Here is a 20,256-nt window from a genome sequence, read left to right as displayed (position 1 = left end):
ACTGCCAGCACGCTGAGTAAATTTAACTTGCTATGGCTTCCAGGATTTGAATAAGGTGTCGGGGATCAGTGGCGAGCCCTGGATGAATTGCTGATTCTTTTGGCGGAATTTGTTGAATGCTCCTTTTAGGCTTTCAATAATGGGTGGTTCTGTTATGCGGTCTTCATTGAGTGTATTGCTGAGACGGAATACATCGGAGCCGTTGATATGGTAGTTGCCCATTACGTAATCTATCAGGTCTGTTTTGGTTTGCATTAATGGGATCGAGTGGATATTGCGGAAGCTGCGCGCAGTGTCCAGCCCGCTTCCCATCCAGCTTTGCATACCGGGGCCTTTGAGCGCATAGGTGTTTTTGAGATAGGCGAGCAGACTCGGGCCGATATCGAAGTGCGTATTGAGGGATTGAAACCTTGCACTGCGTTGCAACATGGGCGAGAACAGGATCAGCGGAACATGGTACCTGTCTATTTTTGTGATCATCGGGATCTCAGGCATGCGGTGATCGCCGGTGATGAGGAAGATGGTATTGTTGTAGCCCGGTAATTGTTTTGCTTTTTCGAAGAACTGTTGCAGGGCGTCGTCTGCATACAGGATGGACGCGAATTGCGCACGATATTGTTTTCGTTCTGCTTTCTGTTGGTCTGTTAGTTTTAGCTCGGTAATGCGCTGGTCTACGCGTTGGTTGTATTTTTCCTGCTCATTGATGAGAAAAGGACTGTGCGTGGCCACTGTCAGCAATACTTGCAGCTTAGGACCGCCAACTGGGTCTTTTTGCTGATCAGCATAATAGAACCGGAAAAGTTCTTTATCGCCGTATCCCCAGGTGAAACCGTTCTGCGATGGCAACTGCGCATAACCGGCAGGGAAAGTATGTTTGTCTTTTATCTTATCCACCTGCTGGTGTTTCAGGAAGATATTCATGTTATCGAAACTGGCATCGCCGCAATAATAGAACCCGGCATGATAGCCGTTCTTCTTCAGCAAACTCATCAGCGACAATTGCTGCGGCATATTATTCCCCAGTTCATTGAATCCATTTTTCCCGAATGGCAGGGAGCCAAGCACAGTTGGCAATACAGCAAATGTTCTTCCGCCGCCGCTCAAACAGTTCTCCCAGTACAGGCTGTGCTGCGACAATGAATCCACAAACGGCGTCCAGTTACCGAGGTATGCGCCTTCGTTGGCGAAAGCTCGTCCCAGTCCTTCTACCAGCAGGATCACGATATTCGGAGGCGTGTCTGATGTAGAAAGAAATGGCGATAACACATCCTCCGTACTGTCTGCATGCAGGAAAGGATATTCTTTTTCGTCGATATAATTGAAGGAGGCAAGCAGGTCCTTTCCGGTATTCTCTCCATAATCCCCGATATAGGAATCCGCATAGATATCCGTTTCCTGTTCTTCCGGGTAGAAATGATCCACGGAAGCCGAGAGGAAATAATCCAGTTTGTTCCGCGATAGATTATTATCGTACTCAACAGAAAAAATATGCGGCGTGAAGGCGGAAGCAAAGGCCAGGAAAGAAGTAGAAACGATCAACAGACAAACAACAAAAGATGAAACCCGCCCGGGCCTTATCTTTTTACCCAACCAAAGCAACCCGAACACGATGCCTGTAAGAAAAATGATCAGCAGCAGCACCGTCACCAGGTTGAGCTTTCCTGAAGCGCCTACTGTGAGTTTGATCTCTTTCCAACTATACCCGTACAGGTCTGCGCCCAGTGGCACCAGTGTGCTGTTGAAATATTGTATCAGCATGAGATAACCGAGAATGGCAATCACCGCCAGCACGCGATAAACTATTGTAGCTATTCTGAGAGAAACAAAGCAGAGCAACACAAACACCACCAGCAAAACCAAACTCATTTTGCAGAATAACACGAAATCATTAACGATGATATTGAGGAAAAAGATAAATCCCTCCTGCGGGAACTGGTGACTAACACCGTTCCAGATCCATTCCAGCATTCTCAACGCAAACAATACGATCAATGTGCTCAGCGATAAAGACGCGAAGCGGCGCAGCGCTATTGTCCATTTTCCTGTTGTAGCGTTTTCTATTTTCTCCTGTGCTGGTAAGGAATCAACTGTTGCCATGTTTGGGTGGAATTGGATTTACTTTATTGGCATTGGCTCCTGCAAAACCTTGTCGGGTCATTTCGCCCCAGGCGTTCTTCTTTCTTGCGAGGTCTATATTGCCTTTGATGGCCGACCAAACCACGAAAGGATGGAAGAAGAAAGGCTCTATCAATGCTGTGAGGATGAGGCTCATCACCTCTGATCGTTTTTTGTATTGATTGTAGGTGACCACTTCCATGAAGATCGCGAACACGGAATACGTGAAGCCAAATGCCGCGATGAAGAAGAGTAATGCGAAGAAGAAGTTCCAGTCTACCAGTCCGAGTGCAGCAAGCACCAGGAACACGAGCATCCCGAATGCCTCTATCAGTGGTGCGAGGAATTCAAAGAAGAACCAATACGGATAGCTGAGCATGCCGAGCAGTCCGTATCGAGGGTTGAAGAAGATCTTTTTATGGAAGCCGAGTGTTTCGATGGTGCCGCGCGTCCAGCGGTTGCGTTGCCGGCCAAGGATCTTGAAAGAGACCGGCGCCTCCGTCCAGCAGAGCGGATCGGGGATATAAGTGACTTTGTAAGGGATCTTCTGCTCTTCCATGTATCTGCGCATGCGCACTACCAGTTCCATATCTTCCCCGACTGTATTGTGATTGTAACCACCGGCCTTGATCACGATCTCCCGGTCAAAGGCGCCGAAGGCGCCGGAGATCAGGAGCAGCCCGTTCAGCCTGCTCCAGGCCATTCGGCCCAATAAAAATGCGCGGATATACTCCAGCGTTTGTACGCGAGGTAGGAATTGTTTCGGGAGATGTACTTTCACCAGTCGTCCGCTTTCGATCTCGCAGGAATTCGCGATCCGAACAACGCCCCCGGAAGCGATCACTCTTTTATTGGTAGATTCCAGGAAAGGCTTGATCATTTTCAGCAATGCATCTTCTTCCAGGATGCAATCCACATCGATGCAAACCACATAAGGTTTGGTGGCCAGGTTGATGCCTACATTCAATGCATCGGCCTTACCTCCGTTCACTTTATCGATCACTACCAGTTTGCTGAATACCGGGTTCCTGCTCTTGTATACACCGCGAACAGGTTTGGTGGGGACCTGTTCATGAATGAAGATGGGCACCTGTTCCAGTTGGTAGGCTTCTATGAGTAGTTGTAAGCAATTATCCTTGCTGCCATCATTCACTACCAGCAATTCCAGGTTGGGATAATACACGCTTAACAAAGAGCGAACATTCTCAACAATGGTGGCGCTTTCATTGTAAGCCGGAGCGATAATAGAAATACCCGGCGTTTCCGACGATACCGCGAGCAGTGAATAATCTGTAAAACTATTCTTTTGCAGGTATTTCCTGGTTTCGCCGATGGAGTATATACCGATGAAAAGATAGAAACCGATCAGCACTACGGAGTAACCGAGAATGCCGTAGGTAAGAATATCGAATATGACCTGTTGCCAACTCATGCCCTCATTTCATTTTCAAGTTGTGCAAGAATAGTGTTCCAGGAATCGTCTGTGATGGCTTTCTGCTGCAGTACCTGGCTGGCGGCGGCAGTGCTTTGCAGGAGTGCGCGTGCGCCTTCCATGCGGATGGCGGGATCAGGGTGATTGATCTCGCCCACGAGGAAGGGCGCCACATCTTCCGCGCCGATCTTTCCAAGTGTTTTCAATGCTTCGAGTTTGTTATGCCAGGTTTCGACAGGGTATTGTTCGATGATGAAAGCGGCTGTGTCTTCCCGGTAGATATTCGCCAGGGTTTTGATGGCCTGTTGTCTTATTTCCGGTTCGGTGCGTTGGAGACATTTGATCACGAGATCGTGTTGTTCATATCTCCTGAAACTGCCGATCAGCTTGAGCGCAAAGATCACTACCGACTTATTCCCTGAGTGCAGCCATCTTTCTATTCCCTGGAACTCCGCAACCGGCAGGGACTCCAGCAGGTAGAGCAGGTTGATCTGCTGCCATTCGGAGATCTGGTAGGTGGCGGAATTGAGGAAGCGGAGACTGGCGAAGCCGAGCAGTCTAACAATGCCTGCCTGAGCTTCCATCCGCACATGTTCATTGGAGTGATCGGTGAGGCGGTAGATGCTTTTCCAGAATTGTCGTTGACCCATGAGCGATAGTTCCTGGATGCCTTTGGCTTTTTTATGCCATTTGTAGCTGCGGAGTTTTTGTTCCGAATCCAGTTGCAATTGCAGGGAAGTATAGAGCTGTTCGATGGTTTGCGCGGCTTGTCCTGCCAGGTTTTTCCGCGCCAGCACCAGTTCATTGATGATCACTTTCCGGTTGAATTCGCTCCTGCATTGTTGCTGCAGTTCCCCGAAGCCCGGCAGGCGGAAATTGGTCTCTTCCGTATCCATGGACTCGAGGATGCTCTGGCTGATATATGGTTCTACCAGTTGTTTGATACGCGCTTTCTGATTGCGGAATTTATTCCTCCTTGAACTGTAGTAGAAACAGTACAGGATGGTGATGCCGGCAGCTATCAGGCAGAGTATGCCCAGGTAGAATAGCTGTTCGGGCCGGATGAACCGGGCAAATAGCAAGGTATCGGCAATAATGGTTTTAATAAGGATCTCGATTATGGTGAACGATCAGATTCTGTAAATCATTACATCGTCTTTCCACAAAGACGTTTTACTCGCAAGCTTAGTTCATTTGGACTGAAAGGTTTATTCAGGAAATCATCGGCTCCCAGCTTGAATGCTTTCACCACCACGTCTTCCTGCCCCATGGCGGAGAGGATGATCACGGGGATGGGGGATGATAATTCCTGTTTCACGGCGCCCACCAGTTCAAGTCCTGATGAATAGGGCATCATGATATCCGTGATCAGCAGGTCGGGCGTATTTTCCCTGATCTGTTTCAGGGCCTCCCTGCCGTCGGATACTGCTATTACGTCGTATCCATCCTTTTTCAGTCGAAGCTCGATCGTCTTCAGCATAATGGGTTCGTCTTCTGCAACTAAAATCTTCATGTTCTCTGTTTTCAAAAAAAGTACAAAATAGTTATCAGGCTGTTTCTTTATCTATGGCTGTTTTGATCCGGGGCATCACTTCTATGATATAGGCCGAGGCCTCTTCTATCATCGGCAACAGTGATGCCAGGTTCATTTGTTGTTTGGCATTGTGTTCGATTGTGCCCATCACGCCCAGCATTCCCTTCACCTGGATCACGGCCAGACTGCTTTTCAGCTTATGCGCCTGTTCATATACGGTTTTCCAGTCTTTTCTGATTGCGGCTTGTTTCAAATTTTCCAGTCCCGGTGGCAGGGTGGCTTCGAAGAGCTCGTAGACCATACGGATACTTTCGGCGTCGCCCAGTTGCAGCAGTTCTGAAATATTGAACTCTGTGTAATTCGACATATCCGCTTCATATGGGCTGCGTTCTTCCAGGGGCTGGTTTTGCAGCAGGTATCTCTCCAGGCTGTTGTACAGTTCCTGTTGGGAGATGGGCTTGGTGATGTAGGCGTCTGCACCGGCATCGAGACAACGTTGTTGTTCCGATTTTTGTGCAGCGGCGGTGAGCATTACTACAGGGATGGCAAGTTTCAGGTCTTTGCGGATGCAGGTGGTGGCCTGGAGGCCATCCATTACCGGCATGTGAAGGTCCATGAACACCATGTCTGTATCGGGATTTTTGCTGAGCCATTCCACGGCTGAGCTTCCGTCTCCCGCGATGCTTACATCGATATTGAATTTTTGCAGGTTGAGCTGAAGTACGCGCTGGTTGACTTCATTATCTTCTACGATCAATACTTTCTTTCCGCTGAAAGCATGACTGGGATCGATGATGGCATCCGTGTGGTGGTGTGTTTCCTGCACTTGTTTTTCGTCCGCTACCTGGTAGGGGATAGTGATGGAGAAAGTGGTGCCGGCGTTGGGTTGACTGGTGACGTAGATACTGCCTCCCTGGATCTCCACCAGTTTTTTGGTGATGGCGAGACCAAGCCCTGTGCCACCGTATTTGCGGGTAGTGTCTGAACTTGCCTGCGAGAAGCTTTCGAAGATATAGTTGAGTTGTTCGTGTTTGATGCCGATGCCTGAATCGCTGATGCGGAGCGAGACCCAGGCTGTATCGTTTTCCATTTTTTCCAGGTCAACTTCCATCGTCACATATCCTTTTTCCGTGAACTTGAAAGCATTGCTGAGCAGGTTGTTGAGTACCTGGTTAAGCCGGTAGGGATCGCCGGTGAGGTATCTTGGCACATCCGGAAATAATGAAACGGAGAATCCGATATTCTTTTCCGCGGCTTTTATTTCGAAAGTGGCGATCAGTGGCTGGATGATGGTATCGATATCGAAGGCGATCTGTTCCAGGGAGATCTTGCCAGCTTTGATCTTGGAGAGGTCCAGGATATCATTGATGAGTACCATGAGATTTTCCGATGAAACGCGGATGATCTCGAGGTATTCTTTCTGGTATTTTTGAAGTGGTGTTTGTATGAGGAGGTTACTCATACCGATGATGCCGTTCATGGGTGTTCGGATCTCGTGGCTCATGTTGGCGAGGAACTGTTCCTGCAGGTGTTCGGCGGACTCTGCTTTTTTGCGTGCTTCGATGAGGTCCTGGCGGTAGCGGACCATTTCCGAGATGTCTTTCATGAAGCCGCTGACGCCGAAGATCTCATTGTATTTATCGAAGAGCGGGAACTTGACTGTGAGGAGGTGATGGTCTCCGTCAGGGAGTTTTAGAACGTCTTCGAGCTCAACGGAGGCGCCGGTTCTGATCACTTCCAGGTCTGCATCCTGGTATTTGGTTACGGTGTCCTGTGTTTGTCTTTGTGTATCGTTGTTGAGTTCCTGTATAGTTTTTCCAATCACCTGTTCGTCTGTAAGCCTGAAGACTTCCTTGAATTGTTTATTGACGAGGGTGTAGCGGCCATTGAGGTCTTTGATGTAGATGATGAGCGGGGTATTGTCGAGAATGGCCTGGATACGGAACTGCACTTCGTTCTTTTCATCTTCGGCCTTTCTGAGTTTTTGTTCTACGCGGGTGCGTTCTGTTACATCTTTTACCACACATTGGAAGCCCTGGATGATATTATCCTTTTCCAGGAGAATGGCGTCTTGTTCCACCCATTTCATTTCACTGCTTTTGTGGATGATCGGGAAGACGAGCGTGGTTTCGCGGATGTGATTGATGAACTGGTTATAATATTTTTCGGAGACGATGGGCGCCCAGTCTTGCGGTATAAGGACGGTGTAATGTTTACCAAGCAGTTCTTCCGATGTGTAGCCGGTGAGGGATTCCACCTGGCTGCTGATGAAGGTGAAATGTCCTGATTGATCGGCTGTATAGTTGATGACGCCTGCATTTTCGACGAACTGGCGGTAACGGGTCTCGCTTTCTATGAGTTGGTCTTCTGTTTTTTTGCGGTGCCTGATATCCCGCATGAGTTTGATACAGATGCCCAAGATGAAGATGGAAATGATAAGGGCGCCTACCAGGCTTCTGTTGAAAGATGATTCGGCTGCTTCTTTGTTATGCGCGATACGGTCTTGCAGGAGTTTATATTCCACCATTTTCATTTCGGTGATGGCGGCGTTGAGCTGGTCGGTTATCTTTTTTCCCGTGAGACTGGAGAAGAGTGCGCTGGCAGAATCCGGGTTGGTAGTTTTCAGTTGAATTAGTTTTTCCTGCCCTTGCAGTTTCTGCGATACCAGCGAATGGACTTTTTTGAGACGGGCAGCTTGCTGAGGATTGTCTTTAACCAGGCCCTGTGTATGTTGCAGGGTAGCGAGGATTTTCTTGTTGTTGATGGGGATGTCCCAGATGAAGATATCGTTTCCGGAGATGGTGTAACCGCGGACGGATGATTCTTCTGTGAGGATGGTGTTATAGATAATGTCGAGTTGCCGGATCACATCATTGGTATGATTGATCCAGTACTGGGTTTGTTTTACGCGTTGACTGTCTTTCCAGGAGGTGAAGAGGAAAAGGACGACCCCTGCCACGGCGAAAAGCAGTACAAATAATATTGGACGATACGTCTTCATGGGATATTATGATACCTGAGGGAGGATGAGCCTAAAGTATTATATACTAAGTTAGTATAAAAAAATTTGGCATATTTGGCGGTGTGAAAAATTATTTGGAAAAAATTGAGAATCAGTTTTGTTGGAAAGTAAAAATCCCTATTTTTGCAACCCCTTACAGAGAGAACGAAAGTTAAAGATGTAAGGAATGGATAATCCTCCTTAGCTCAGTTGGTTAGAGCATCTGACTGTTAATCAGAGGGTCGCTGGTTCAAGTCCAGCAGGGGGAGCAGGAAGAAAACAAAAGGTCGCCAATGGCGGCCTTTTGTTGTTTTTTGCCAACAATTTGCCAGCACGATGGTGGAAGTACCAGAGAAAATGACCACTTTATGGGCATATTTTGTATCAAAAAACCTCTTTGCTTTGCAGTTTATTGTCTTGTCCACATAGGTTTCTGCTGTAGGATTTTTTTTGTAGATAGGACAAGTTTCAGCATGCGCTCCTGGCAAATAACCAATGCTCATCAGAAATTCATTTACGATTTCACCGCCTGTAAAACGGAATGTCTGTTTAAATAATTTTACCCATTCTTCTTTGGTTTTCGGGTGATGGTGTTTCAGCCATTTTTCAAATGAGCCGTATTCTTTTTGCAAAGCAAGAATTGCTTTTGCGTTTTCAATGGCTGCATTTATTTTCAGTTTGTTGCGGATGATTCCGGCGTCCGCCAGCAGCCGCTCCCTGTCATTCTCTGTATATGCGGCCACCTTTTTGATATTGAAATTGCTGTAAGCCTTTATGAAAGATTGCTCTTTTTTCAGAATCGTTTCCCAACTCAATCCAGCCTGATTGATTTCTAAGATCAACCTTCCAAACAATTCATTGTCATCATGAATTGGAAAACCATAGTGCTTGTCATGATAGTTTTTGTGCAGCGACTTTTTTTCAACAGGCTGCATGGTTTCTATGGCTGCGCAATAAGACATGATGTACCTATTTTTCTTTGGGTTAAAAAAGGAATGGCTAAACTAGCCATTCCTACCTAACCTGTAATTTTCAATGACTTTATTAATTCATTGGCTATTTGTAAATGATACGTCATCACAATTGGACTTCCGGGAAAGTCTCCTGAAACTTCTGCCTTCAAAAGGCTTTCACTTTCCTTTTCTTCAAAGCCCACAGGGTTCATTACGGCCCTGTATCGCTTATTTGCATCGTCGATCCAATGTTCTATTTCTTTTCTTCCGGTGTGGGTTTTTCCCTCATCAAATACGACGGCTGTTTCGGAAAAACAATCTGCATAGGCTGTACTATCAAAATCGTTTTGTGCCTTCACTAAATTGGATACTACTTTAGGTAAGTTCATTTTGTAAGCTTTAAATAGTGATTAGATGGTTGGTACGGTGCCGCCATCAATAACGTACTCCGTTCCTGTCAAATAAGCGGCTCTTGGCGAAACCAAAAAACCAACCAATTCGGCTACTTCTTCCGGTTCGGCGGGCCTGCCATAAGGTATTCCACCCAATGCATTCATGACGCTTTGCTGAGCTTCTTCTACAGTACTATTAGCATTTCTTGCAATCTCGCCCAACCAGGCTATCGATGCTGTTGTATTTATCCATCCTGGCGAAACAGTCAGCACTCGAACACCTTTTGGGGAGACTTCGTTGGATAAGCTTTTGCTGTAATTTCTTAAGCCGGCTTTCGCAGCGGCATAAGGTAAAGTGGAATCATACAAAGGCAATTTGCCCTGAATGGACGCAATGTGAATAATGACACCGCTTTTTTGTTCGATCATTTGCGGTAAAAATCCTCTGTCCAATCGAACCGGAGCAAGCAGGTTCGCTTGCAACGTTGATATCCAGTCTTCGTCGGTTAACGACGCGAAACCACCGGCGGGTGTTGTTGAAGAACCAAGATTATTCACAAGAATATCCAGTCTTCCATAAGTAGATAAAACCTCGCTGACTACTTTTGCTGCTCCTTCTACCTTGCTTAAATCCGCAGCAATAAAATGCAGTTGGCTGCTTTCTTTTTCCGGGGCGTTTCTGGCCGTAATAATCACCGTTGCACCAGCCTGTACCAGCCTTTCTGCAATAGCCCTTCCGGCGCCTTTTGTACCGCCGGTTACCAAGGCAATCTTACCTGATAACTCATTGTTGAAATTGAACTGTTCCATTGTTTTTGTTCTGTTTTAAAAATGGATAATAGGGCAAAATTGAGACGTAAAGGATGACAGAACAAGTACGGAGTTACGATTCACATAGGGATAAATTTATCCCCTATTTCAGCAAATGAGACATATGTATAACTTTGCAACATGTATGAAAGAAAGACATCACCCAACCTGAATTGCGGACTTGATTTGATTGGCGAAGTACTTTACGGCAAATGGAAAATCCGATTATTATGGTTTATTGATCAGGGCCACAAACGCCCCAGCGAATTATTACGAAAAATCCCTGATGCCACAAGGCGTGTGTTGAATGTGCAATTGAAAGAATTGGAAGACCATGAATTAGTTACGAAAAAAATCTATCCTGTTGTGCCACCGAAAGTAGAGTACAGCCTTACCGAATTTGGTAAAACATTGATCCCTGTGATTGGCGCACTTGGACAATGGGGTGATGCACACCAAGACCGTTTGCGGGATGTGATTTTGAAACGGGCTGTAAGTTCTGCTTTGGACTAAGGTCATACTGCACCTTTGGCCGTACATCAACCACCCTTGGCTTCCCACAGCAGGAGCCACCCGTTCCTTATGGTTCTGTCATGCTGTCATTCCGGAAGATCGGCAAAAGCCTCTAAATCAAGCACTAACTGGTTCAAAAACTGTCCAGTTCGGGGAGCGGAAATTAATTTAAAAGGTCGCGCAAGCGGCCTTTTTTGTTTTTTGCCAACAATTTGCCAGCAAGTGGGTGAAAGAGCTTATCGTTATCTAAGTTAATTCATTTTTCGCGATAGGCTTATATTCAAATCCCCAACAGGAATTATACAATGTATGTTGGGACTGTTACTCTTCAAAATAATCATTGTCCAGGCGTTTGATTTCATAGGATCTCTGAACTGATATACCAAGATTGTAATCGATCATTAATTGGGCGAGCTGCACTCCATCTATTAACACAATCTTTGTTTCATTTTTAGGGGCATAGTTCAGTGCGTCTTTTGAAAAAGTAGAAGTAGTGATAAAGATACCCTTCTTTGCCCCTTGCCCAGCTAAAGCCCCAACAAACTTGTGCAGCTCCGGCCTGCCAACAACGTTGCCTGCCTGCCATCTTTTTGCTTGAATATAGATAATATCCAGCCCTAATTTATCCTCCTTAATCGTCCCATCAATCCCTTCATCGCCAGTTTTCCCAATTGCCTTTCCGGCATCTTTCATAGAACCACCATACCCCATTTTCACTAATAATTCTACAACCAGCCGTTCAAAGAAAGCTGGACTTAATCGACGAACTGTATCTATAAGTTCTTGTGCCAAGGATTGGCGTATATTCTGATAAGCTAAGTCGATAGTTTCTTCTGGAGTTTGCTTTTCTACTTGAGTAGTATCAATTTGCTCCAATGATCCAGAATCTTCCTTTTTTATGTTCTGGAACTCCACAAACTCAGGAAACTGTTTGAGTAGATTGTTGTCGATCCTTTTCGGATTTCCTTTCAGTACCTGCAAGCCTCGCTCGGTTATACAGACTACTCCTCTTTTAGGAGAGTCTAGCAAGCCCGCCTTTTTCAAATAAGTTCTTGCCCAGCCAACCCGGTTCGCAAACAATAGGGATTGGCCGCTAGGAAGAAGTTCACTCATTTGTTCCTCTGTTAACTTGAATTGTTTGCCTAATAAAGCTATTACGTCCTTAAATAAGTATTCTTTTCGATCAGATAACAGCTTCAAAAGAGGTAACATTATTGTTTGATAGTCCGGTATTGACATAAATACTTGTATTATTTTTTGCTCTTCGCCTTTTTTATCAATTTCCCAAAACCGGTAGGTTCGAGCTTATTCTCTCTTAACCATTGCAACCCTTCCTGTACTTGGGCTCTGGTATATTGGTGCTTTCGCTCACTCCAATTATAGAAAGATTGAATCAATTCATCCTCGGTAATTGGCCTTCCCTCTATGATGAAATTATTCCAGACAGCGTAGATTGTCGCAATGATTTCCGATTTAACCTCTGTAGCGCCTGATAGCAAATGGAAAAGCTTATCTAATTGCCCAATTACAGAACCAAAGTAGCCTTGATAATACTCTTCTATTTTAGCCTGTTTTTCTAACGCTATAAATTTTTTGTCCTTGCTGTCATACCATTTATTCTTTTTGAGATCATTATAAATAGAATGCATAAAAACATTGTCATAAGGTCCGGCAGCTTGGTAATAGTAATTTAAGTTCAAATCAGCCTGAATGATATGCTCCGCCAAAAATTGAATTTTTTGAAACTTGATTTCGGTAAATTGAGGATCTTCCTTGAAAAGCGATATTATTCTACCAGCTAGTACCTGTTTGGCAAAACCCTTTTTGCCGTTGGGTATATTGAGTTCTGTTTGTTTTTTACATTCTGGTTCCGACTCGGCCACGATACTTAGCGGTTCTTTTTGTTGGGTATAACTTTCAGCGACCTTTGCCTGACCATTCATTAGCATAGGTAGTAACCAATCCCGTAAAGCAGAAAGTTGCTGGTTTTGTTTAGCATTGTTGACTATTCTATCACGGATCGGATTCGCTGCTTTGTAGTACATTTCTAAGACTTTTCTATCAGCAACTATAAATGGCGAACTATCTACAATTTCTTTATTGATGTGAGGTTGTTGCGCCCCGGTTCGCAAGCTCATTAACCTTTCAATATCATTGAGTATTGAAAAATAGATATATGAATTTTTGAACAGTTCATTTTCTTCAATACCTGCAATTGACTGGTTAATACAAGCATCAATACCCAAAATATTCACCCTCAAATGCCTCGTAATTGAAAGTAAAACACTTCCCTCCTTCATCAATTTAGTGGATGAGTTTTTTATAGCTTCTTCTGTAATAGCTTGCTCCGTAGCAAGAACAGGGAAGTTAGCAACCTCACCTGAATTCATCCAAGGAATATTACCATCCCAGAAGTTTACATTCGCTGTAGAAGGAGTTCCTCCAAGATAAGTTTTTAGAACAGCACCCAATTTCTCAACCTCCCATCCTTCAGGTACCTCTCTCTTCAGCACATCATTATAAACCATCTTGCCCCCTGAAGATTTATAGGGCTTGCCTTTAGCATTTGGAAAATCAAACTGCACAAACCAGTAATCATATAGCGTTTTAGCCATTTGCTCCAGCTCTACATTTATTTTATTGTTGAGTTCTATTTTATCGTCAAAAGCAGAAAGTACTGCTGCTATTCGTCTTTGATCTTTTAACTCAGGAACCAATATTCTCTGTCGTTTCAATGCTCCCTCATTAACTCTCTTTCTGCCAGATGTTCCTTCCATGCAACTTATCGCTCTTTCTCTAAAAAGAGGGCTTCTTGCTAAATAATAAATGAATTTTTTGTCAGACCACTCATTTTCTCTCAATACTATGAATTCAGAAGATCCATAGGCAACCTCATTGTCATTTAAAATATCCACAAATGCCGTTTTCCCATTTTCTAAACAAGGAGTAATCTTTGCAACAAGCGTATCACCATTTCTAAACTTTGGACCACCTTTATACTCTGCGTATTCAAATCCTTTTATCTTTCTTTCAAACACACCAAGTTTTTCCATTGGTACTTTCTTAGCGATCTTATTCTTTGGTAGGCTTTCTGATGGATTGAAATCAATAAACTCTCCAACAGATGATTGATGCCATTTATATTTGCTCATATGTCACCCCCTTTAATCCTTTCATAATATCTTTATCGAGCTTTTCACCTTCCTTAAACAAAGCACTCAGCTTCTCCTCAAAGCCCTTCATCTTTGCTGCGAATTCTTTGGGGGTAATATCTACATATTCAATTTTCACTTCAAAATACTGCCCGGCAGAGAAGCTGTAATTTTTCCCCACAATCTGCGCCTTATTCACTACAACGGAAAAATCCTCAACTGCCTGCTTTTTGTTCATCGCATCTATAATACGTTGCTCTTCGGGATCAGTTAACCTGGTACGTTGATTCTTGCCGTCCTTTATAGTTTCACCAAGTTTAGAGGCATCTACCAGCACCACTTTGTTACTGTTGGCTTTTTTATCTATAAACAGGATAGATACATTGGTACTCGTGCTGGCAAATATATTGCTGGGCATACTTACCACGCCCCGGAGCCAGCCGCGTTCTACCAAGGCCTCGCGTATTTTTCGCTCTATGCCGCTCTGTGCAGTTATGAAACCAGTAGGTACTACAACCGCCGCTTTACCATTGGGCGCCAGGCTATATATAATGTGCTGAATAAAGAGCAAGTAAATAGCCATGCTTTCTTTTTTAGCATTAGGCACATTGGGGATACCAGCAAAAAAACGTTCCCTGAAACTATCTTTAGTGAGATCTTCCCGGTAATCTGAGAAATCAAGTTTAAATGGTGGATTGGAAACAATGTATTGGAATTTTTCCTTAATGTAGGAAGGCTGTAGTATTGTATTGCCCTTAATAATGTTAGGTATGGAATGCGAAAGATTGTTTAGGATCAGGTTTAGCCGCAGCATATTCGCCGACTTCTGCGAAATGTCTTCTGAATAAATTGTACAGTTTTTCTCGCCAATAGCGTGCGCAATATTCATAAGCAGAGTGCCCGACCCCGCACTAGGATCATATACGGTTGCATTGCTGATATCCTTTTCGTTAACTAATATTGCAGCCATAATTCGAGCTACAGCATGGGGTGTATAGTACTCAGCATACTTCCCTCCGCTATCGCTATTGTAATCCTTGATCAGATATTCAAAAATGGTAGCAAAGAAATCATATTTCTCACCGAACATTTTTTCGAAGCTAACATTCACTAGTTTATTGATCAATGCCCGGCAAAAAGCATCTCTTTGAGAGGCATCACGGATAAACTGACTAATGTTATCAAACATTTTATCCTTCACTCCGGTTGTGGATTTTACAGAATACAGGCTTACATTTTCGGTGCTGATGTTAAGCAGAGTGCCATCAAAATATGTTTCTGCAAAATTAGCTTTGTTGGAATTATTGAAGAGGTAGGATATTAACTGTTCTGGCTCTAACCTAGCAGCCCTGTTGCCTATTCTGCCATGCAAAAAGTTCTTTTTTTCCTCAGGCATGGCTTCATAAGTCTTCTGGAAATCATTCGCCTTGGCTAAGTCTTTGTCTATTTTTTTAGCTTCGTGAATAAATTTATCGTTCAGGTATTTGTACAAAAACACTTGAGTAATTATATTAAACTCGCTTGCATCATTTCCTAAACCATAATTGGCGCATACACTTTTCAGGTCGTCTATTAGCGCTTTTGTTTTGGCTATAAATTCTAATTCCGTCATGGCTTATCTGTAATAATTGTATTGTTGTAAATATTCCTTAACTATCAGATGATTAATTATCTGAGTGGTATCATAATCAAGTTTTATTCTCTTTGTATCAATAAACTGGTTAATGACAATACTCATTACTTCATCTTTAAAGTATTCGTCGTTCTGTAAAAGATTAATATTATTTAGAAAAATACCATCTACTTGTGCCTTAGTACCCATTAAGGCGTCATGTACCTGTATTTCTTTGGCAGGAATGGCGTGCTCCTTTGTAAGCCGCTTATGAATTCGAGCGTATTTTTCATCGTTTTCATACTTGGCTTTTAGTAAGGCATTCTTGCGGTTGAGCTCTTTTACTTCGTCATATATTTTACTTAGTAAATGAATATTCTCCCGCATATCTTCCTGGCTTACTTCATCTAAATTTTTATTCTTAAAGATACGCTCCAGTTCTTCCCTAAGACTAATGAAAGTTGGGTCTGTAGGATCAAAATTTCGCAGTAGTTCTTCACGCGTCTTTCGAAGCTGATTACGTAACCGGTCTGACAGTATCATTTCTTCTTCTGATACTTTGGTAAAGTGGAAGAAAATATCCTCCAATGCGCTATCCAACAAACTAGATGTGTCATTATTGCTATTAATGTCGTCGACCAGGTTTAGCATATCTAGCCTGCGCTGTACTTCTCCTAGCAATTGATTGAGTTTGGTAAAGTCAACTAAATCAAGCAACTCCTCACTGCCCTGCAGTCGAATAATGTTTCTTAACTCCTTCGCGCTATTTAGTACATGTTGCAAATCAAGCAATTGCTTTTTGTCTTTAATGTCACTAATTTGCATACGAAAACTCTCAGCATTATAGGTGTCAAACTGAAACAGCTTATCTTTAATTGTTGCAATTTCATTTTGAATCTCTTCAGGCGTTCTAAATAAATTGGAGTAATTCTGCATCTCATCGCCTAACTCTTCTTGCAATTCCTGAAAATAATTCTGATTGGTAGTCTTGAACTCCTTGGTGATGTCCGCAAAATCTACAACATAACCAAAACGGTATTCTTTATATGGCCGATTAACCCTCGTTAAAGTTTGCAACAGGTTATGATTTTTAACTACCCGTGCCAGGTACAGTTTCTTCAGACGCCGAGCGTCGAAACCAGTGAGCAGCATGTTATAGACAAAGAGGAGATCTATTTCGCCGCTTTTAAATGCCTTAATATCAGCTTCCCTGTCGTCTTTGCTATTTACATCATGCAATATCAATCGAGCCTTTAGTGGTTTATTCATACCATACACTACAGCTTCTTCAGCAACCATGGAGTATTCATATTTTTGAATCCCATATACTTTTTCAAACTGGCGAAACAATTCTTTGGCCTGGTCAGAGCTATCACACACAACCATACCGCCAAGACTATTATCTCTATTAAGCCTCCGGAATGCATTTAGGTCTTTTATGATATAATCCAGCATTGGCTCGGCAAACCTCGGATGGGCGAAGATTTCGCTTTTTGAAATCTCCCCCTGCAGCACCTTTATCTGAGCCATTACATCCTTCATTTGCATCTTGTAAGTTGTACTGATGGCTTCCCGTATCAAGCGTAAAGTATAACCATCTGCAATAGACATATTATAGTAATACTTGTGGATGTAGTTACCAAACAATGCTTTGGAATCGAATTCCTTAGTCACTTCTCTTAACAATGGGGTTCCAGTCAACGCAATTTTGATGGCTGCATCATCAGATTTCAACAAGTTGACTAAATAGCTTCCTTTGGGGTTGTAGCTCCTATGCGCTTCATCAATAAAGTATACTCGTTGAATATTAATATCGTAATCCAACTCTTCCAGAACTTTGCTTTCCTCAGAAAATTTTTGAATATTTATTACTGTAATTTCGAGATCACCGGAATTATTTTGAATTGCGCTTACCGTTTTGATCGACCTGATAAATTCACTACGGGAACTTATCGACTTTACTGACAGACCTCTTGAACGAAATTCATTTCGCGCCTGAATGGCCAGGTCCAACCGGTCTACAATGAAATAAAATTTAGGTATTACATTTTTCTTCTGGAAATAGTCCGTGAGAAATTTTACATTAAAAAAAGCCAATGCAGTTTTACCACTACCTTGGGTGTGCCAGATGATACCCTTTTTTACTCCCTCATCAAGTTTCGTCGCTATTGCATTTGTTGCAAAAAACTGTGGATAGCGCATGATGTGCTTTTGACGTTCCAGTTTGCCCTCCTTTTCTTCCTCCACATATGCTATACCAAATTGTAGAAAGAAAGCCAGCCTATCCCTATTCAAGAGGGAAGTAAGCAGGCGATTAGTCGGAGTGTCAAAATGTTTGTTTGTTTTAAATTCATCCGTGTGCTTTATCGCAACAATATTATTGTCCTTAAGCACCAGATTTTCTAACTCAGGGTCTTCGGGCCTGAGCAAGTGGGTTAAATTTAGAATTTCTTCCTCCCGAAAGTAATTAAATAGGACTCCCGTTTGGGATGAGGTTCCATAATAAGCCCCCATTACGGGCTCTATCACTCCATCCTCATATTCCATGTTATTGGAAAAAATCATTAATTGAGTAATGTTTGTGAAAACAGAAAACTCTTTTAATGCCAAACGTTTATCAATGCGGGTTCGCTCTGCCAATACCCCTTCCTTGTTGTTGGGCTTCTTTACTTCAATAAATATTAATGGCATCCCGTTAATTAGCAATGTAATATCAGGTCGAAATTCTTCTTCGCCATTCTTATACGTGAGTTCAGTCGTAACGTGTAACGAATTCCGATGGAAATGTTGAAAGTCTATCAACCTTGTTCCGGAAGTATTCACCAAGCACTTGTAAAAATCCTGGCCAAGATCATCATATTTAAGTTTCAATCCAACTTCATCCAATATCGAAGTCGCCTCAAGTTCTGTAATACTGTTTAGTTCGGCAATGCTTTTCTTAAAGATTGCAGGGAAAATGTTATTTTCTTCAATTCTCTGCTGCTGACTTCTTGGTATATAGGTAAAACCCATACGACATAGATGCAGAATGGCAGGTATTTTTACTCTTGAATCTTCGTTGAATGACATCTAATTGAATCTGATTTTCGACCGCTTATAATAAAACCCCAATGGGAATTCTTTAGTGATTTCTAAATTTTAGTTTTTTTCTCCAGCTTCAATTTCTCACACAAAGCTTCAAGCAACTCACAAGGCGGTACATCAATCGCCAAGGCAATTAAATACAACTCTTATTGCAACTCCCAAGTCTGCAACTAAAATCAGTCTGTTTTTTTGACCAAAGAAGCCAACCCGCATCAATAAGCATGCGAACAATTCGATCACTCGCCAGTTGTTCCGGATTTTGGCTAGCAGATATTTCAGACGTAGATAAGCAGAGAATGTGATTACATTTTTTTTCTTGGGATTAACAGCTCACAAACATTTACGTCCAACACATCCGCAATTTCAAATAAGGTTTCAAGTGTGGGTTGCTGATCATTTGTACACCATTTCGAGATAGTGCTCTTGTTTTTGCCTAACTTTTCTGCGAGCCACAAGTTAGTTTTGTCCTTGTCAGCTAAGACACTCTTTATCCTATTAAGTGTTCGTTTTTCAACCATATAATAGCGCATTTCACCACTAAGTAGGCAATATAAGAAACCTATCAACCTTTACACATCGTCACTTAGTTCCGAATAACAGCATTAAATAGCAATATTTTTACTTTTTATTTCTGCATTTCAGAACTTTTCTCTATTTTTACTTCTCGAATTTTTTTTGTGCAAGTTCCCAATTTTGAATTTCGGCAGAATTTAAACATCTTAAACTTAATATGCTTGCCGAAAAAGAACATTTGCACAGCCCGTTCAGGAAGGACAGGTAGGTTCCAACCCTATAATTATTTCCCCAAGAATCTGCCTTCCTCTGACTTCTTTATACATCCTTTCTTTTTTTCACCATTAAACTTTTCGCTATGCCAAACACATCCCAGTCAACACAATCGCTTTCCAACCCCATTGCTTCCATCCACCAATTCTTCAACGGAGACTCCATCGAGAAAATCCGATCAGACATGGATAACCTCCAAACCACCACCATCACTGAATCCTACGGTGACCTGGATAAGGAAGACAAATGGCTCCTCATCGATTTCCTGCGCAGGATTTCCAACTTAATCGAAGTCGCACACGTCCTCATCACAAAACCGGACAACCCGGAAATCGCGCCCAATTAAGCCCACTTCTCCCTTGCAGGCCCGGCTATCCTTCCAATAGCCACCGCTCCTGTATCATTTTCCATTTGTTGTAAGCTCGCATACTCACACTCGTCGATGCAAATCGATAGGAGCATCCTATGCCCGCAAATACTGATCAGGAGCGCCTGCCTGCCCATCCTCCTATTCATTCAAGCATTTAAAACTTATTTCATGAAACCTCATCCACTTCTTCAGGAAGTAATTTCCATCATTGTAAGAACTGTTCCCACAGAAAAGATCGCGCTATTGGCATTCACCAGCCAGGAACAAGCTGTCTGGACCTTCTGTCAGTCCCAACCGCCCGTGATCGAAGCGCCTACAAAACTCAACCTGCTCATACTGGCAAGGTCCACCAGAGAGTCCCGGCATGAACTACTGGATATGATAGAGCAAAGATGCAAGCACAAACTGCCCATTTCCGCACTGCTCCTGACTCCGGAAGAATTCAACATCTTACTCAGCAAAGGCAACCCTTTTGCCATTGCAGTGCTGCAATCCAATTATT

16 protein-coding genes and 1 tRNA gene are annotated in these 20,256 nt (G+C 43.2%); 4 read left to right on the top strand and 13 right to left on the bottom strand.

Annotated elements, in window-relative coordinates; translation table 11 throughout:
• Nucleotides 1-30 precede the first annotated feature (30 nt).
• The 5 genes from D9Y29_RS25455 to D9Y29_RS25435 all read right to left on the bottom strand — a co-directional run bounded on the left by D9Y29_RS25455 (nucleotide 31) and on the right by D9Y29_RS25435 (nucleotide 8,082).
• Nucleotides 31-2,097, bottom strand: coding sequence for an LTA synthase family protein (locus tag D9Y29_RS25455; protein ID WP_127133073.1), 2,067 nt, complete (start codon nucleotides 2,095-2,097; stop codon nucleotides 31-33).
• Nucleotides 2,084-3,547, bottom strand: coding sequence for a glycosyltransferase family 2 protein (locus tag D9Y29_RS25450; RefSeq protein WP_127133072.1), 1,464 nt, complete (start codon nucleotides 3,545-3,547; stop codon nucleotides 2,084-2,086). The genes D9Y29_RS25455 and D9Y29_RS25450 overlap by 14 nt, the downstream gene beginning before the upstream one ends.
• Nucleotides 3,544-4,629, bottom strand: a complete 1,086-nt coding sequence (locus D9Y29_RS25445) for a HEAT repeat domain-containing protein (RefSeq protein WP_127133071.1) — start codon at nucleotides 4,627-4,629, stop codon at nucleotides 3,544-3,546. The genes D9Y29_RS25450 and D9Y29_RS25445 overlap by 4 nt, the downstream gene beginning before the upstream one ends.
• A gap of 65 nt (nucleotides 4,630-4,694) precedes the next feature.
• Nucleotides 4,695-5,060: a response regulator transcription factor gene (locus tag D9Y29_RS25440; protein WP_127133070.1), complete on the bottom strand. Its 366-nt coding sequence runs from the start codon at nucleotides 5,058-5,060 to the stop codon at nucleotides 4,695-4,697.
• A gap of 34 nt (nucleotides 5,061-5,094) precedes the next feature.
• Nucleotides 5,095-8,082, bottom strand: a complete 2,988-nt coding sequence (locus D9Y29_RS25435) for a PAS domain S-box protein (protein ID WP_127133069.1) — start codon at nucleotides 8,080-8,082, stop codon at nucleotides 5,095-5,097.
• Nucleotides 8,083-8,277: 195 nt separating this feature from the next.
• On the opposite strand from D9Y29_RS25435, the gene D9Y29_RS25430 reads away from it, so the two are divergent.
• Nucleotides 8,278-8,351: transfer RNA gene (locus D9Y29_RS25430), tRNA-Asn, on the top strand.
• On the opposite strand, the gene D9Y29_RS25425 is transcribed toward D9Y29_RS25430, so the two are convergent.
• From D9Y29_RS25425 to D9Y29_RS25415, 3 genes are all read right to left on the bottom strand, one after another.
• Nucleotides 8,313-9,017: a DNA-3-methyladenine glycosylase I gene (locus D9Y29_RS25425; protein ID WP_241238048.1), complete on the bottom strand. Its 705-nt coding sequence runs from the start codon at nucleotides 9,015-9,017 to the stop codon at nucleotides 8,313-8,315. The two genes, D9Y29_RS25430 and D9Y29_RS25425, sit on opposite strands and share 39 nt — an antisense overlap.
• Before the next feature lie 83 nt (nucleotides 9,018-9,100).
• Complete coding sequence (locus D9Y29_RS25420; RefSeq protein WP_127133068.1) at nucleotides 9,101-9,424, bottom strand: nuclear transport factor 2 family protein; 324 nt, start codon at nucleotides 9,422-9,424, stop codon at nucleotides 9,101-9,103.
• A 21-nt stretch (nucleotides 9,425-9,445) separates the two neighbouring features.
• A complete protein-coding gene (locus D9Y29_RS25415) occupies nucleotides 9,446-10,237 on the bottom strand; it encodes an SDR family oxidoreductase (protein ID WP_127133067.1) in 792 nt (263 codons plus the stop codon).
• A 141-nt stretch (nucleotides 10,238-10,378) separates the two neighbouring features.
• Here D9Y29_RS25415 and D9Y29_RS25410 point away from each other — a divergent pair, with 141 nt between their 5' ends.
• Nucleotides 10,379-10,750: a winged helix-turn-helix transcriptional regulator gene (locus tag D9Y29_RS25410; protein WP_127133066.1), complete on the top strand. Its 372-nt coding sequence runs from the start codon at nucleotides 10,379-10,381 to the stop codon at nucleotides 10,748-10,750.
• Between the two features lie 321 nt (nucleotides 10,751-11,071).
• On the opposite strand, the gene D9Y29_RS25405 is transcribed toward D9Y29_RS25410, so the two are convergent.
• From D9Y29_RS25405 to D9Y29_RS25385, 5 genes are all read right to left on the bottom strand, one after another.
• On the bottom strand, nucleotides 11,072-11,989 hold the full coding sequence (locus D9Y29_RS25405) for a restriction endonuclease (RefSeq protein WP_127133065.1): 918 nt from the start codon (nucleotides 11,987-11,989) through the stop codon (nucleotides 11,072-11,074).
• A gap of 11 nt (nucleotides 11,990-12,000) precedes the next feature.
• Nucleotides 12,001-13,902: a restriction endonuclease subunit S gene (locus D9Y29_RS25400; RefSeq protein WP_127133064.1), complete on the bottom strand. Its 1,902-nt coding sequence runs from the start codon at nucleotides 13,900-13,902 to the stop codon at nucleotides 12,001-12,003.
• Nucleotides 13,889-15,514, bottom strand: a complete 1,626-nt coding sequence (locus tag D9Y29_RS25395) for an HsdM family class I SAM-dependent methyltransferase (protein ID WP_127133063.1) — start codon at nucleotides 15,512-15,514, stop codon at nucleotides 13,889-13,891. The genes D9Y29_RS25400 and D9Y29_RS25395 overlap by 14 nt, the downstream gene beginning before the upstream one ends.
• 3 nt (nucleotides 15,515-15,517) lie before the next feature.
• A complete protein-coding gene (locus D9Y29_RS25390; RefSeq protein ID WP_127133062.1) occupies nucleotides 15,518-18,583 on the bottom strand; it encodes a DEAD/DEAH box helicase family protein in 3,066 nt (1,021 codons plus the stop codon).
• A 317-nt stretch (nucleotides 18,584-18,900) separates the two neighbouring features.
• On the bottom strand, nucleotides 18,901-19,116 hold the full coding sequence (locus D9Y29_RS25385) for a helix-turn-helix transcriptional regulator (RefSeq protein WP_127133061.1): 216 nt from the start codon (nucleotides 19,114-19,116) through the stop codon (nucleotides 18,901-18,903).
• A 353-nt stretch (nucleotides 19,117-19,469) separates the two neighbouring features.
• On the opposite strand from D9Y29_RS25385, the gene D9Y29_RS25380 reads away from it, so the two are divergent.
• Entirely contained in the window at nucleotides 19,470-19,730 is a 261-nt protein-coding gene (locus D9Y29_RS25380; protein WP_127133060.1) for a hypothetical protein, read from the top strand.
• Nucleotides 19,731-19,922: 192 nt separating this feature from the next.
• Nucleotides 19,923-20,256 (top strand): hypothetical protein (locus D9Y29_RS25375; RefSeq protein ID WP_164735550.1); only part of this gene is annotated, 334 nt, incomplete at its 3' end.

This window comes from Pseudoflavitalea rhizosphaerae (genome assembly GCF_003991355.1).
GTDB lineage: Bacteria > Bacteroidota > Bacteroidia > Chitinophagales > Chitinophagaceae > Pseudobacter > Pseudobacter rhizosphaerae.
This window is presented reverse-complemented; position numbering and strand designations above follow the sequence as displayed.